Raw genomic sequence first — 13,238 nt, 5'->3', positions numbered from 1 at the left:
CAGGCCGACCCGTGCACCGGGAAGCGTTGCAAGAACTTTCTCCGCGAATTCGTCCGCGAAGCGCACGGACTAGTCCTGTGTGGTCGAAGTGGCCGCCGCGATCAGGGCGATCAGCTGGCGGCGGAAGTGCTCGTAGTCGTCGACCGCGCCGAGCAGCGCGTCGGACTCGCGTTCCTCCCGGCGGGCGGCGGCCAGCGCGCGGCGACCGGCGGGGGTGATCTTCACCGACGTGCGCCTGCGGTCGGTGGGGTCCTGGCTGCGCACGACGTGGCCGCCGCGGTCGAGGTGCTCGATCGTGCGGCTCATCGTCTGGTCGGTGACCCGGCACAGCACGGCCAGCTCGCGCTGCGAGCGCGGCCCGTCGGCGAGGTGGTGCAGCGTGATCATCCCGGCGTGGGTGAGGCCGCGGCCGGCGAGGAAGTCGTCGAACCGCTTCTCGACGACGCGGGCCGCGACCGAGAGGAGCCTGCCGGTCGGCCAGGAGGCGACGTCCGCGCCCACCTGGTCCGGGCGGTGCGCCACCGCCAGCTCGTCTCCCTCGGCCACGACCCCATCATCCCAGACCCGCCCGATCACCCCACGTCGGTCCCGAACGGCATGCCGGCGACCGGGCCACCGGCCGCGAGCGCCGCGGAGACGGCCGCGGCCGCCGGCGGGTAGGCCAGCTCGCCCAGACCGCCCAGCGGGGCGTTCGACTGCACGATCGTGACGTCGACGTCGGGTGTCTGCCCGATGCGCGCCCACCGGTAGTCGCTGAACGACGACTCCACGACGCGTCCTTCCCGGACGGTGATCTGCGCACCGAGCACAGTGGACACCGCGTCGACCACGCACCCCTCGACCTGTGCCCGCACACCGGACGGGTGCAGGGCCACGCCGACGTCGACCGCGGCGTGCACGCGCAGCACCCGGCGCGACCCCGGTTCGGCCACGGCGACCACCGCGATCGCCGAGCCGTAGTCCTCGTGGCAGGCGACACCGCGGGCCGTGCCCGGTGCGGGTGACTTCGCCCAGCGGGACCTCTCGGCGACGGTGTCGAGCAGCCGGTGCAACCGAGACCCCGCCGGCAGCAGCGCCCTGCGCAGGGCGATCTGGTCGAGACCGGCCCGCGCGCCGAGCTCGCTGAGGAAGTTCTCCTCGGCGTAGAGGAACTGCCCGGCGTAGACCGCGCGCCAGAACCCGGTCCGCAGCGGAGCCGGCCGCACGCCGACCACGACGTCTCCGGGCACGGTGTACGGGAAGTGGTCGCCGCTCGCCTTGATCAACGCCGGGTTGGCGAACATCGGCAGGACGGTCAACGGCCAGGTGACGACCTCGTGCGAGCGCCGGGTGGGCAGGCCGTCGGGTCCGACGAGCGCGGTCATCCGGTGCACCGACATCGGCCGGTAGGAGTCGTTGCGCATGTCGTCGGCGCGGGTCCACAGCACCTGCACGGCCGCACCCACCTTCCGCGAGCAGGCCACGGCCTCCAGCACGGGGTCGGGTTCGATGCGCCGCCCGAACGCGCCGCCGGACGCCGTCGCCTCCACCCGCACGGACGTCGCGGGGATCGCGAGCTGGCGGGCCAGCTGCGTGCGGAGGCCGCCGGGGTCCTGCGTCGGTGCCCACACCGTCAGCCCGTCCGGGCGGACGTGCGCGGTGGCGTTCATCGGTTCCATCGGCGCGTGCGCGAGCAACGGCATCCGGTAGACGCGCTGCACGCCGTCGATCGGGCTTTGCGCGGGGAGGGCGGCCTCCAGGTCGGCGAGCCACGCGCGGCTGTCCGCCGCGGGGGTGCCGCCGCGCCACGTGACCCGCAGCGCGTCCCGGCCGCGCAACGCCTGGTGGGTCGACTTCGCCACGACCGCCACACCGCCCTGGCCCTCGGCGGGTGCGGTCAGCGTCAGCACGTCGACCACGCCCGGCAGCGCGCGGGCCGCGGTGTCGTCGACCGCGTCCGGCACCGCGCCGAGCCACGGCGGGCGCAGCACGACCGCGACGAACCCGCCGGCCGGCCGGGCGTCGATGCCGTACCGGGTGCGACCGGTGACGATGTCGCGGGCGTCCACGCGGCCACCGCGGGTCTTGCCCAGCAGCCGCCACTCCTCCGGCGGCGTGAGCTCGACCGGCACCGTGGCGGGGTCGAGTGCGGCGGCGGCGCGGACGAGGGCCCGGTAGGCGAGCCGGCCCCGGCGTGGATGGCGCACGGTGCCGTCCTTCGCCGTGCACTCGGCGACCGGCACCTTCCAGCGCTGCGCCGCGGCCGTGACCAGCAGGCAGCGCGCGGTCGCGGCGGCCGTGCGGATCGGCGTGGCGAGCTGGCGCACCGACGACGAGTTCGCCACGGCCTGCGAGCCGAACCGTTCCGTGTCGCCGTGCGCCTGCTCCAACGTGATGTCGTCGGCGTCGACCGCGAGCTCTTCGGCGACCATCAGCGCGACGACCGTGCGTACGCCTTGGCCCGTGTCCGGCCGTGGCACCGTGGCCGTGATCCGGCCTTTGTCGTCCAGCCGCACGAAGACGGTGGGCACCAGGCCCGTGGCGCCTTCGGAGCTCTCCTGCGCGAGTGCCGGCACCGGCACCGCCACGACGAGTGCTCCCGCTCCCGCACCGCGCAGGAGGGTCCGCCTGCTGATCACCGGTCCTCCTCGCGGATGAGCCGGCTCGCCCGGCGCACCGCCGCGCGGATGCGCGGGTAGCTGCCGCAGCGGCAGACGTTGTCGCGCAAGGCCTCCTCGATCGCCGCGTCGTCCGGGTCGGGGTTCTTCGCGAGCAGTGCCGCCGCGGCCATCACCTGACCCGGCTGGCAGTAGCCGCACTGGGCGACGTCGAGCTCGCGCCACGCCCGTTGCACGGGGTGGTCGCCGTCGCGCGAAAGCCCTTCGATGGTGGTGATCCGCGTTCTCGTGCTGTCGGCGGTCGTGCGCACGCACGGCCGTGCCGCCTCACCGTCCACATGGGACGTGCAGGCGCCGCACAGACCGACCCCGCACCCGTACTTGACCCCTGTCAACCCCAGTTCGTCGCGCAACACCCACAGCAGGGGAGTGTCACCCTCGACGTCGACCTCGTGCCGTTCACCGTTGACGCGCAACAGATATCGGGCCACCGCGCTGCCTCCCGAGTTGCTCAGTGCGCTGAACATATCACGACGAACCGTGCATAATGCTCAGCATGCTGAACGATGTGCGGCGCTCCTCCCGAGGGGTGCTGGTGTGGGGCGTGGCGGCGAGTGCGCTGCTCACGGGCCTGGTGTGGCTGCTGGGTCAGCGGCTGCACGGGGTCGAGCTGCTGCCCGACCGGGGTGCGTCCTGGTACTACTGGAAGCTGCCCGACCCCACCTCCTGGACCAGGGCGTCCGCCTGGCTGGGCTACGCGGCGCACCAGCTGGTGTCGTGGTGGCTCATCCACTTCGCGCAGACCAGGGTGCGGCGCTACACCGACGGCCTGCACCGGATCAACGTCATCGCACTGGCCGCGAACGGCGGGTTCATCGCGCTGCACACGGTGCAGACGCAGCTGTTCTACGACGGCCTGGCGCAGGACGTGTCGATCTTCAGCTCGCAGGGTTCCGTCGTGCTGCTGCTGGTCTGGGTGCTGCTGATGGAGAACCGCCGCCGCGGCCTGGTGCTGACCTGTTCGGCGCCGATCTCCGCGCAGGTGGTGTCGTTCGCCCGCCGCTACCACGGCTACCTGTTCAGCTGGGCCGCGATCTACACCTTCTGGTACCACCCGATGGAGTCGACCAGCGGGCACCTCATCGGCTTCTTCTACATGTTCCTGCTGCTGGTGCAGAGCAGCCTGATGTTCAGCCGCGCTCACACGAACCGGTGGTGGACGCTCACCCTCGAACTGATGGTCGCGATCCACGGCACACTGGTCGCGGTGATGAACTCGGGGCCGGACGGGGTGTGGCCGATGTTCCTGTTCGGGTTCGTGGCGATCTTCGTGCTCACCCAGATGCACGGCGTCGGGTTGAGCGCCCGCACCCGCTGGTGGATCGGCGGGACGTTCGTGGTGGCGGCGCTCGCGGTGTACTCGTGGCGCGGGCTCGACCGGATCGACGAGGTGGTGCGGATTCCGTTGATCGAGTACCTGCTGGTGGGGGTGCTGGCGCTGCTGATCTGGGCCGGCGTCCGCGCGGCCGCGCTGGTCCGGTCGTGACCTGGGCGCGGCGGCTGGCCGGGACCGCCTGCCTGGTGGTGCCGCTGGTGCTCCTGGTCGCGGGCTGGGGTCCGCTGACGGCGGGGCACCCGGCGCAGCCGGTGCTGCTCGGCGCGGTGGCCGTGGTGGGCGGCGGGCTCGCGCTGTGGCGGAAGGTACCGTCGTGGCTCGTGGTGGTGCTCGCCGTGGTGCTGGTCGCGCCCGCCGTGTACCTGCAGCCGTTCGCGGCCACGCGGGTGGAGGACGACGCCGCGGTGCTGCGGCCGGACGGTGCCGTGCGCGCCGGGCTGGTGTTCCACCCCGGTGCCCGCGTCGACTACCGCGCCTACCTGCCGTTGCTCAAACGCGTTGCGGCACAGGGGTTCCTCGTGGTGGTCGTGCGCGAGCCGCTGAACATGGCGTTGCTGGCCGGTGACACGGCACCGGTGCGCGCCGCCCACCCCGAGGTGCCGGTGTGGGCGGTCGGCGGGCACTCGCTGGGCGGTGTGGCCGCCGGACGGGACGTGCTCGCCGACAGCTCGGTGCGCGGCCTGGTGCTGTGGGCGTCGTACCCGGTCGGCGACCTGTCCGGGCGGGCAGGGCTGACGGCGTGGTCGATCTCGGGGGAGCGGGACGGGTTCACCACCCCGCAGGACGTCGCCGACTCGCGGCGGCGGCTGCCGGCGGACACCCGGTTCGAGGTCGTGCCGGGCGCCGTGCACGCGTTCTTCGGCGACTACGGCGACCAGCCCGGCGACGGGACGCCGACGGTGCCGAGGGACCAGGCGCAGGACCGGATCGTCGCGGCCACGGTGGCTGCGCTCGCCGCCATGTGAGCTCCGGCCGGCCGGGGCAATGGTGCGGGTCCACGGCGGACGGCGGCACGAGGTGGTGGCCGCGCACGTGGTGCGCTCGTCCTGCCGGGTCTTCACTGGGGTCGTCATGTCCCTGCCTGCACCGACGGAGGCGAACACATGCGACTCGGGAACGTGTTCCTGGCACTCGCGGCGGCCACCGGCCTGGCCGCCGCGTCCCTGTCGATCTCGCTGGCGGCGGTCCCCGCGCCGCAACCGGGCACCCTCGCCCGCTACGACGTCACCGGCACGTACGTCAGCGGGTTGTCGTCCGGCGGTTTCATGGCCAACCAGCTGCACGTGGCCTACTCCGGGGTGTTCCAGGGCGCGGGCATCTTCTCCGCGGGCCCCTACGACTGCGCCCAGAACAACCTCACCACCGCGCTGAACGCGTGCATGGACACCTACCAGCCGCGCAAGACGCCCGCCGAGCTGGAACAGCTGACCAGGACCCGTGCGTCGGCGGGCACGGTCGACCCGCCCGCGAACCTGTCCGGCGACCCGGTGTGGCTGTTCCACGGCAGCGCCGACCAGACCGTCGCCCGCGCGGTGAACGACGACCTGGCCACCTACTACCGCGATTTCGGTGCGAGGGTGGCGTACGACAACACCTCCGCCGCCGGGCACGCGTGGGTCAGCCCGATCGGACCGAACAGCTGCGGCTCGACGGCCTCGCCGTACGTCAACAACTGCGGCACCGCGGACCCGGTGCGCGAGATGCTCGGACACCTGTTCGGGTCGGTGGCCGCGCCCGCGTCGTCGCTGACCGGCAAGCTCGTGCAGTTCGACCAGGGCCGGTACGCGCCCGGCGGGAACGCGGCGGCGATCAGCCTGGGCCGTGACGGGTTCGCGTACGTGCCGCGGGCGTGCGAAACGGGGCCGTGCAAGCTGATGGTCACCCTGCACGGCTGCTACCAGTACCACGGGCTCGTCGGGAACGCGTTGATGGACAAGGGCTACCTCAACGAGTACGCCGACACCAACCGCATGATCGTGCTGTACCCGCAGGCCACCACGATGACCGGCAACCCGCGGGGGTGCTGGGACTGGTGGGGCTACCAGTCCGCGTCGTACCCGCTGAAGTCCGGTCCGCAGATGGCCGCCGTCGTGGCGATGGTGAAGGCGCTGACCAGCGGGCAGACGCCGACCACGACCACCACCACGTCACCCGGGTCGGAGTGCGTCACCGCGAGCAACTACGCGCACACCACCGCCGGCCGCGCTTACGCGAACCTGGGACAGACCTACGCGCTGGGCTCCAACCAGGCGCTCGGGCTGTGGAACACGTTCGTCACCAGCAGCGTCCGGCAGAGCGAGCCGAACTACTGGGTGAAGTGCTGACACGTCGCCGTGAAGGGTGGAAAGCGCTTACCGAAAGAAGCCGTTCGCGCGGTGCGTTGGCCCGTTTCCGCCCTTGACCCCTCTCCGGTCCGGTGCTGTCATGAAGCACGGCAGGTTTCTGGGAGCGCTCCCAGAAAACGGACTTCGAGGGAGAAGACGTGCTCAGCAGCGTTGGTGTGCGCGTGGGTGCCGTGGCGGCGGCTCTCGGTGTGGTGGCAGGGGGTGTCGCGGCGGCGGGACTGGCCGTGGCGGCACCCGGCTGCAAAGTCGACTACGTGGTGCAGAACCGGTGGCAGGGCGGGTTCTCGGCGAACGTGACGATCACGAACCTGGGCGACCCGGTGACCGGGTGGAGCCTGGCGTGGACGTTCCCCGGTTCCGAGCGGTACGGCGAAGGCTGGAACGCGCGGTTCACGGCGTCCGGCGCGAGCGTGACGGCGTCCGATGTGGACTGGAACGGTGCCGTGCCCACCGGTGGCACGGCGTCGTTCGGGTTCAACGGCACGGTGTCCGGCTCGGAGGTGGGCACGCCGGAGTCGTTCTCCTTGAACGGCGTGGTGTGCACGGGCGGCGTGGGGCCGACGACGACCACGACGACGACCACGACCACCACTCCCGCACCCGAGCCCGGTGACCCCACCGGCCGCAAGCAGGTCGAGCGGCTGGACCGCGGTGTCGTGAGCGTCCGTTCGGGCAGCGGCAACCTGGTCAGCTGGCGGCTGCTCGCCGGCGACGCGCGCGACACGGGGTTCCACGTGTACCGCGGTGGCACCAGGCTCACCTCGGCACCGGTCACGGCGTCCACGAACTACCTCGACGCCGGTGGCCCGGCGGGCGCGTCCTACACCGTGCGCGCGGTCGCCGGCGGCGTGGAGCAACCCGCGTCCCCGGCGTCGCTGTCGTTCGCCCAGGGCTACCTCGACGTGCCGATCTCCGCGCCGGCCGGCGGGTACAGCGCGAACGACGCCAGCGTGGGCGACGCCGACGGCGACGGCCGGTACGAGATCTTCCTGAAGTGGTACCCGGACAACGCGAAGGACAACTCGCAGGCCGGCGTCACCGGGAACACGTTCATCGACGCCTACCGCCTCGACGGCACCCGGTTGTGGCGCATCGACCTGGGCCGCAACATCCGTTCCGGCGCGCACTACACCCAGTTCCAGGTGTACGACTACGACGGCGACGGCCGTGCCGAGATCGCGATGAAGACCGCGGACGGCACCCGTGACGGCCGCGGCACGGTCATCGGCAACGCCTCCGCCGACTACCGCAACAGCGACGGCTACGTGCTGAGCGGGCCCGAGTTCCTGACGATGTTCAACGGTCTCACCGGTGCCGCGGTGTCCACCGTGAGCTACGACCCGCCGCGCGGCACCGTGTCCTCGTGGGGCGACAGCTACGGCAACCGCGTCGACCGCTTCCTCGCGGGCACCGCCTACCTCGACGGTGCGCGGCCGTCGTTGATCATGGCCCGCGGCTACTACACCCGTTCGGTGATCGCCGCCTGGGACTTCCGCGGCGGCCAGCTCGTGAAGCGCTGGACGTTCGACTCGAACAGCAACACCGCCTACGCGGGCCAGGGCAACCACTCGCTGACCATCGGCGACGTGGACGCCGACGGCCGCGACGAGATCGTCTACGGCGCGGCGGTCGTGGACGACACCGGCCGCGGCCTCTGGAACACCCGCTTCGGCCACGGCGACGCCGCCCACCTCGGCGACCTCGACCCGTCCCGCCCGGGCCTCGAGTACTACAAGGTCTCCGAGGACGCCAGCAAACCCGCGTCCTGGTTCGCCGACGCCCGCACCGGCCAGGTCCTCTGGCAGACCCCGGCCGCCGGCGACAACGGCCGCGGCGTCTCCGGCGACATCCACCCCGGCAGCCCCGGTGCCGAGTCCTGGTCCAGCGCCGACAGCCAGCTCCGCGACACCAGGGGCCAGGCCGTCGGCCGCAAACCGTCCTCGGCGAACTTCCTGCTGTGGTGGGACGGTGACCCCACCCGCGAGCTCCTCGACGGCACGCACGTCGACAAGTACGGCACCTCCGCCGACACCCGCCTGCTCACCGCGGCCGACGTGCACTCCAACAACGGCACCAAGTCCACCCCGTCGCTCTCCGGCGACATCCTCGGTGACTGGCGCGAAGAGGTCATCTGGCCCACGACCGACAACCGCGCGCTCCGCATCTACAGCACGCCGGCGCAAACCGACCGCCGCATCCCGACGCTGATGCACGACCCGATGTACCGCGTCGCCATCGCGTGGCAGAACACGGCTTACAACCAGCCCCCGCACCCGAGCTTCCACATCGGTGCCGGCATGGCCACCCCGCCGTGGCCGGACGTGCACTACGCGGGCTGAAGGGGTTTGAGCACAAGGCATTCCCACGACGTCGCACCCTGAGTGGTGCGCGTGGAGTCCACGACCCGGCGCTCCCGCCGGACCGCACCGAGGATGGCGCGGGACCGGCGGGAGCCCAGGAACATGGACACGATCACCACGCCGTCGGGCGTGAGCGCCCGCTCGTACCGTTCGAGCGCCACCAGCGGATCGGTGAGGTAGTACAGGCTCTCGTTGAACACGATCACGTCGAACTTCCCGTCCGGCGTGTGCGTGTCCGCGTCGGCGGCCCGGAACTCCGTGCGCTCGTCCACCCGCTGCGCCAGCCTCCGCACGGCCACCTCGGAGATGTCGAGCCCGACGTACCGCTCGTACCCGTGCGGCAGCCACCGGCTGTGCAGCACCCCTTCACCGCACCCGACGTCGAGCACACTGCCACCCGGCGCGAAGAACGTCCCGTACCCGACGATCACCGCGTAGTGCGCCTGCTCGCCCAGTCCCGCCAGGTGGTCCCACTCGCCCCTGGCGTACTGCGCGTCCCACGCGGCCCGCTCCCGGGGCGTGTCCCCCTTGGCCTCCCGCGCCTCGAAGTCGCGGACGAACCGCTCGACGCGGTCGTGGCCGGGGAACCGCCGCCCGTAACCGGCGGTGTAGTAGCCCGTGCGCAGCAGCCGACCAACACGACTCATCGGGCAAAGCTAGCAAACCGGACACGACGCCGGGAGTGTCGATTTCCGCGCCCGTGCCTTGGTCGGTCGAACTCCATCGCTTCTCGCGGCCGGAACGTTTCGCCTTCCGCTGACCACTTTTTGTCCCCAAATTTCAGCTAACGCCGAGCGTGCGCCGAACGACGAGAGGTCCGAACGGGTGAGCGGAGGAAATGCGGGTGTGCGCGGTGATCGGGTCCGATCCGGACCGGCTCGACCGGTTGGCGTCGACGCTGCTCGCGTGCGCCGACCGGGTGGACGGCGTCCGCTCCGAGCTCGCGGTCGTGCTCCTCGGTTCGCCCTGGCGCGGCCACGACGCCGCGGGGGCCTGGTACCTCTCGGACTCCGAGGACGACCCCGGCAGGAGCACCCCGGTCAGTCCCGGCGAGGCGTGCGCCCGCGTCGGCGAGCTGTTCCCGGACGTGGTGGGAGCACGGTGATCCGGACGGGGCTGACCACGCACCCCGGCGTGGTGCGGACGGTCAACGAGGACGACGCCGTCGCGGGCAGGCAGGTGTTCGCCGTGGCCGACGGGGTCGGCGGGCACGCGGCCGGCGAGGTCGCGAGCGGGCTCGTGGTCGCGCGGCTGCGGGAGCTCGACGGGCTGGAGCTGCCGGGGGTGGAGGACGTGCGGGCGACGCTGGCCGCCGCCGGCCGGTCGCTGGTGGAGGCCGAGCACGGCGGGATGACGACGGTCGCGGGGCTCGCGCTGGTCGCGTTCTCCGGGCAGCCGCACTGGGTCGTGTTCAACGTCGGCGACTCGCGGGTCTACCGCCTCGACGGCGCGGGGCTGACGCAGCTCACCGTCGACCACTCGGAGGCGCAGGAGCTCGTGGCGGCCGGGGTGCTGACCGCGGACGAGGTCAGGACCTACCTCCGCCGGCACGTCGTCACCAGGGTGCTCGGCAGCACCGGCGCCGGTGACCCGGACCTGTGGGTGTTCCCGCCGCGGGCCGGCGAGCGGTTCCTGATCTGCACGGACGGGCTGACCGGCGAGCTCGCGGACGACGAGCTGGACGAGGTGCTGCGGCTGCACGCCGACGCGGCCGGTGCCGCGGCGGACCTCGTCGCCCGCGCCGTCGTCGCCGGGGCCCGCGACAACGTCACCGCGCTGGTGGTCGACTACACCGAGGCGGTCGCGTCCAGCTGCGACACGGCACCGCGGGGTTCGCGATGACCGCTGTCGAGTACGTGCCGGGCACGTGGACCGCCGTGGTGGGGGAGCGGACGTGGCTCCTGCTGTCCGTGGCACCCGGCTCCGACCTGGTCCGCCGCTGCTGGGAGCTGGTGCGCGCGGACGAGCCGCTGGACGAGGTGCTCGCCGCGATCGTGCACGAGGGGTTCCGCGCGGTGAGCGGGTTCGCGCTCGTCCGCGTGACCGCGACCGAACAGCGCGCCGTGGTGCGCGGCGAGGTCCAGCTGCAGGCCGTCACCGGGTCCGGTGCCGTCGAGGAGATCACCGCGGCCGGTGTCGCGACGTGGGTGGACCGCGGCCTGGACGACGTGGCCCGGCTGCGGGTCACCGCCGGTCCGGGAGGCACCGCGCTGCCGTTGCGCGGGGGCGTGGTCCTCGCGGGTGAGCTCGTCGTGACGCTGTCCGACGTCGCCGCAGCTCTGCCGCCGCAACCGGCCCCGCAGACCGAGGTCGTCGAGCACACCGTTGTGCGCCAGGAAGAACCGGTCGACCTGCCCGTCGTCCGCGACCACGTCGCACCACCGCCGATGCCCGCGCTCGCCCGGACCGGTGGCGTGATCCAGTCGTTCGACTGGGCGCCCCGGGTCGCCGCTGCGGCGCCACCCGCCGAGCCGGTGACGCACACGGTGCTGCGCACGAACGCCATGTCTCCCGGCGACACCCGGATGCTGCACGCGGGGAACCACCGGGTGCGGGCGCGGCGGTGCCCGTCGGGACACCTCAGCTCGGACTACGCGGTGCACTGCCGGGTGTGCGAGGTCCTGCTGCCCGACCAAGTCGCCATCGTGCTGGACAGGCCCGTGCTGGGCCTGCTGCGGATGTCCACCGGCGACACGATCGCGCTCGACCGGGACGTGGTGGTGGGCCGCGACCCCGGTGGTGACCGCAGGCACGCGAACCTCGTGCAGGTCGGCAGCGAGACCGACGCGGAGATCTCGCGGACCCACGTCGAGGTGCGGCTAGAGGGCTGGGACGTGCTGGTGCGCGACCTCGGTTCCACCAACGGCACCACGATCTCCCGCCCCGGCTGCCCGCCGGAGCAGCTGGCCCCGCACATCGAGCAGTTCCTCACCCCCAGGACCAGGGTGTCGCTGAGCGAGCAGGTCTTCTTCACGTTCGAGGTGGGCGGATGACGCTGGGACCACCGGCGATCCCGGACTTCGAGTACCGCGGTGACATCGGTGCGGGCGGCTTCGCGACGGTGCACCGCTACTACGACGGCAAGCTCAAGGACGACGTCGCGGTCAAGGTGCCGCAGACGGCCGGCCTGTCCGACGAGGTGCGCGAGCGGTTCCTCGCCGAGGGCGAGTCGATGGCGAAGCTGCGCAAGCACCGCAACGTCGTCACGGTGTACGGCACCGGCACCGCGGTGGACGGGCGCCCGTACCTGGTGATGGAGTACTGCCCCGGTGGCGACCTGGCGAAGATGGCGAGCCGGATGCCGTTGTCGGTCAAGCAGGTCCTCGACATCGGGGTGCAGATCGCGGGCGCGCTGGAGACGGCGCACGGGCGCGGGATGCTGCACCGCGACATCAAGCCGGCCAACGTGCTCATGAACGAGTCCGGCGACGCGTGCCTGACCGACTTCGGCATCGCGGGCCGGCTCGCGGACCGCGGCCGGGAGACGCAGGTGGCGCTGTCGCCGCCGTGGTCGGCGCCCGAGCTGTTCGGCGTGGACGCCGTGGCGAGGTACGGCGTGCGCACCGAGGTGTTCTCGTTCGCCGCGACGCTGTGGCACCTCCTCGTGGGACGGTCGCCGTTCATGCCGCTCGGCACCGACCACTCGGTCGAGGCAGTCCAGCACCGGATCGTGAGCGGGTGGCGGCCGGACCAGCTGGCCGCACCCGACGAGCTCCGGCGGTTGTTGTTGCGCGCCATGGACCAGGACCCGGCGGCACGGCCGGGTTCCCTGCTCGACTTCGCCGCCGAGCTGCAGCGGATCCAGGTGATGTACCGGTTCGGCCGGACCGAACTGGTGCTGATGCCCGGCACCGTGCCGGAGCGGCACCCGGTGCGCACGGCCGGCGTCCCGTCGTTCGCGCCGCCTGCTCCGCGCACCGCGCCGCCGACCCGGCAACGGGTGCCGCCGACGGCGCCCCGCGCCCCGCACACCCTGGTGCGGCAGGGAAACCCGCAGCCGGCGACGATCGTCCGGGGGCCCGCCTCCGCACCGCGGCCGACACCGGCGGAGCACGTGGAACGGGTGCGCTGGCCGCTGTACGCCGCCGGTGCCGCCGCGGCGGTCGCGATCATCGGTGTGGGCGTGTTCCTGTTGTCCGGCGGGGAGGAACCCGCGACCGGACCGGCGCCGGCCACCGTCGTCGACGACGTCCCCGACCAGAACGCGGGCGCGGGCAGCGCCCCGCCGGGCCGTCCGGTGATCACCGCGACGCGCGTGGACGCGGGAACAGTCCGGTTCGAGTGGAGCTACTCGGCCCAGCAGGCCACGGACACGTTCTCCTGGCGCACGTCCGACGGTGCCCGCACCGGTGTGGAGAAGGCGCCGAAGGTGGTCGTCGAGGGCGCGAACCCCGTGTGCCTCCAGGTGAAAGTCGTGCGCGCGGACGGCAGCAACGCGACCGCCGACTGGTCGCAGGAGAGCTGCGGATAATCCTCCGCCCGCATTCGGGTGAAAGCTGCAACGGATTCAGGGATCGGCCCGACAGGCGGTTGACGGAAC

General features: G+C 72.5%; 12 protein-coding genes. 8 read left to right on the top strand and 4 right to left on the bottom strand.

Annotation, left to right across the window (positions count from 1 at the left end):
* Window positions 1-69: 69 nt before the first annotated feature.
* The 3 genes from ACZ7CD_RS17645 to ACZ7CD_RS17635 are packed head-to-tail and all read right to left on the bottom strand — an operon-like array spanning window position 70 to window position 3,088.
* Window positions 70-546, bottom strand: a complete 477-nt coding sequence (locus ACZ7CD_RS17645) for a MarR family winged helix-turn-helix transcriptional regulator (protein WP_470379250.1) — start codon at window positions 544-546, stop codon at window positions 70-72.
* Window positions 547-572: 26 nt separating this feature from the next.
* Complete coding sequence (locus ACZ7CD_RS17640) at window positions 573-2,618, bottom strand: xanthine dehydrogenase family protein molybdopterin-binding subunit (RefSeq protein ID WP_470379249.1); 2,046 nt, start codon at window positions 2,616-2,618, stop codon at window positions 573-575.
* On the bottom strand, window positions 2,615-3,088 hold the full coding sequence (locus ACZ7CD_RS17635) for a (2Fe-2S)-binding protein (protein ID WP_360401579.1): 474 nt from the start codon (window positions 3,086-3,088) through the stop codon (window positions 2,615-2,617). The genes ACZ7CD_RS17640 and ACZ7CD_RS17635 overlap by 4 nt, the downstream gene beginning before the upstream one ends.
* Before the next feature lie 65 nt (window positions 3,089-3,153).
* Between ACZ7CD_RS17635 and ACZ7CD_RS17630 the strand changes: the two genes are divergently transcribed.
* The 4 genes from ACZ7CD_RS17630 (at window position 3,154) to ACZ7CD_RS17615 (ending at window position 8,677) form a co-directional block, all read left to right on the top strand.
* Window positions 3,154-4,143 carry a hypothetical protein gene (locus tag ACZ7CD_RS17630; RefSeq protein WP_470379248.1) on the top strand — a complete coding sequence of 330 codons (990 nt, stop codon included), beginning with the start codon at window positions 3,154-3,156 and terminating at the stop codon, window positions 4,141-4,143.
* Window positions 4,140-4,958, top strand: a complete 819-nt coding sequence (locus ACZ7CD_RS17625) for an alpha/beta hydrolase (protein ID WP_470373226.1) — start codon at window positions 4,140-4,142, stop codon at window positions 4,956-4,958. Before ACZ7CD_RS17630 ends, ACZ7CD_RS17625 begins: the two co-directional genes overlap by 4 nt.
* A gap of 138 nt (window positions 4,959-5,096) precedes the next feature.
* The gene (locus ACZ7CD_RS17620) at window positions 5,097-6,317 is read left to right on the top strand and encodes an extracellular catalytic domain type 2 short-chain-length polyhydroxyalkanoate depolymerase (protein ID WP_470379247.1); all 1,221 of its coding nucleotides are present in this window, start codon (window positions 5,097-5,099) and stop codon (window positions 6,315-6,317) included.
* 158 nt (window positions 6,318-6,475) lie between these two features.
* The gene (locus ACZ7CD_RS17615) at window positions 6,476-8,677 is read left to right on the top strand and encodes a rhamnogalacturonan lyase family protein (protein ID WP_470368710.1); all 2,202 of its coding nucleotides are present in this window, start codon (window positions 6,476-6,478) and stop codon (window positions 8,675-8,677) included.
* Here ACZ7CD_RS17615 and ACZ7CD_RS17610 read toward each other — a convergent pair.
* Complete coding sequence (locus tag ACZ7CD_RS17610) at window positions 8,665-9,345, bottom strand: class I SAM-dependent methyltransferase (RefSeq protein ID WP_470379246.1); 681 nt, start codon at window positions 9,343-9,345, stop codon at window positions 8,665-8,667. The two genes, ACZ7CD_RS17615 and ACZ7CD_RS17610, sit on opposite strands and share 13 nt — an antisense overlap.
* A gap of 206 nt (window positions 9,346-9,551) precedes the next feature.
* Here ACZ7CD_RS17610 and ACZ7CD_RS17605 point away from each other — a divergent pair, with 206 nt between their 5' ends.
* Genes ACZ7CD_RS17605 through ACZ7CD_RS17590 form a run of 4 tightly spaced genes read left to right on the top strand, consistent with a single transcriptional unit; the run spans window position 9,552 to window position 13,169 of the window.
* Window positions 9,552-9,803 carry a hypothetical protein gene (locus ACZ7CD_RS17605; RefSeq protein WP_360401597.1) on the top strand — a complete coding sequence of 84 codons (252 nt, stop codon included), beginning with the start codon at window positions 9,552-9,554 and terminating at the stop codon, window positions 9,801-9,803.
* On the top strand, window positions 9,800-10,540 hold the full coding sequence (locus ACZ7CD_RS17600; RefSeq protein WP_470379245.1) for a PP2C family protein-serine/threonine phosphatase: 741 nt from the start codon (window positions 9,800-9,802) through the stop codon (window positions 10,538-10,540). The genes ACZ7CD_RS17605 and ACZ7CD_RS17600 overlap by 4 nt, the downstream gene beginning before the upstream one ends.
* Window positions 10,537-11,691, top strand: coding sequence for an FHA domain-containing protein (locus tag ACZ7CD_RS17595; protein ID WP_470379244.1), 1,155 nt, complete (start codon window positions 10,537-10,539; stop codon window positions 11,689-11,691). The genes ACZ7CD_RS17600 and ACZ7CD_RS17595 overlap by 4 nt, the downstream gene beginning before the upstream one ends.
* Entirely contained in the window at window positions 11,688-13,169 is a 1,482-nt protein-coding gene (locus ACZ7CD_RS17590) for a serine/threonine-protein kinase (RefSeq protein WP_470379243.1), read from the top strand. The genes ACZ7CD_RS17595 and ACZ7CD_RS17590 overlap by 4 nt, the downstream gene beginning before the upstream one ends.
* Window positions 13,170-13,238: the final 69 nt, after the last annotated feature.

This window comes from Lentzea sp. NPDC036949, assembly GCF_055608075.1.
This window is presented reverse-complemented; position numbering and strand designations above follow the sequence as displayed.

What these genes read in the sequence shown, in the direction of transcription:
- ACZ7CD_RS17630 (WP_470379248.1), top strand. Translation starts at nt 3,154, where the DNA reads ATGCTGAACGATGTGCGGCGCTCCTCCCGAGGGGTGCTGGTGTGGGGC.
- ACZ7CD_RS17620 (WP_470379247.1), top strand. Translation starts at nt 5,097, where the DNA reads ATGCGACTCGGGAACGTGTTCCTGGCACTCGCGGCGGCCACCGGCCTG.
- ACZ7CD_RS17610 (WP_470379246.1), bottom strand. Translation starts at nt 9,345, where the DNA reads ATGAGTCGTGTTGGTCGGCTGCTGCGCACGGGCTACTACACCGCCGGT.
- ACZ7CD_RS17595 (WP_470379244.1), top strand. Translation starts at nt 10,537, where the DNA reads ATGACCGCTGTCGAGTACGTGCCGGGCACGTGGACCGCCGTGGTGGGG.
- ACZ7CD_RS17590 (WP_470379243.1), top strand. Translation starts at nt 11,688, where the DNA reads ATGACGCTGGGACCACCGGCGATCCCGGACTTCGAGTACCGCGGTGAC.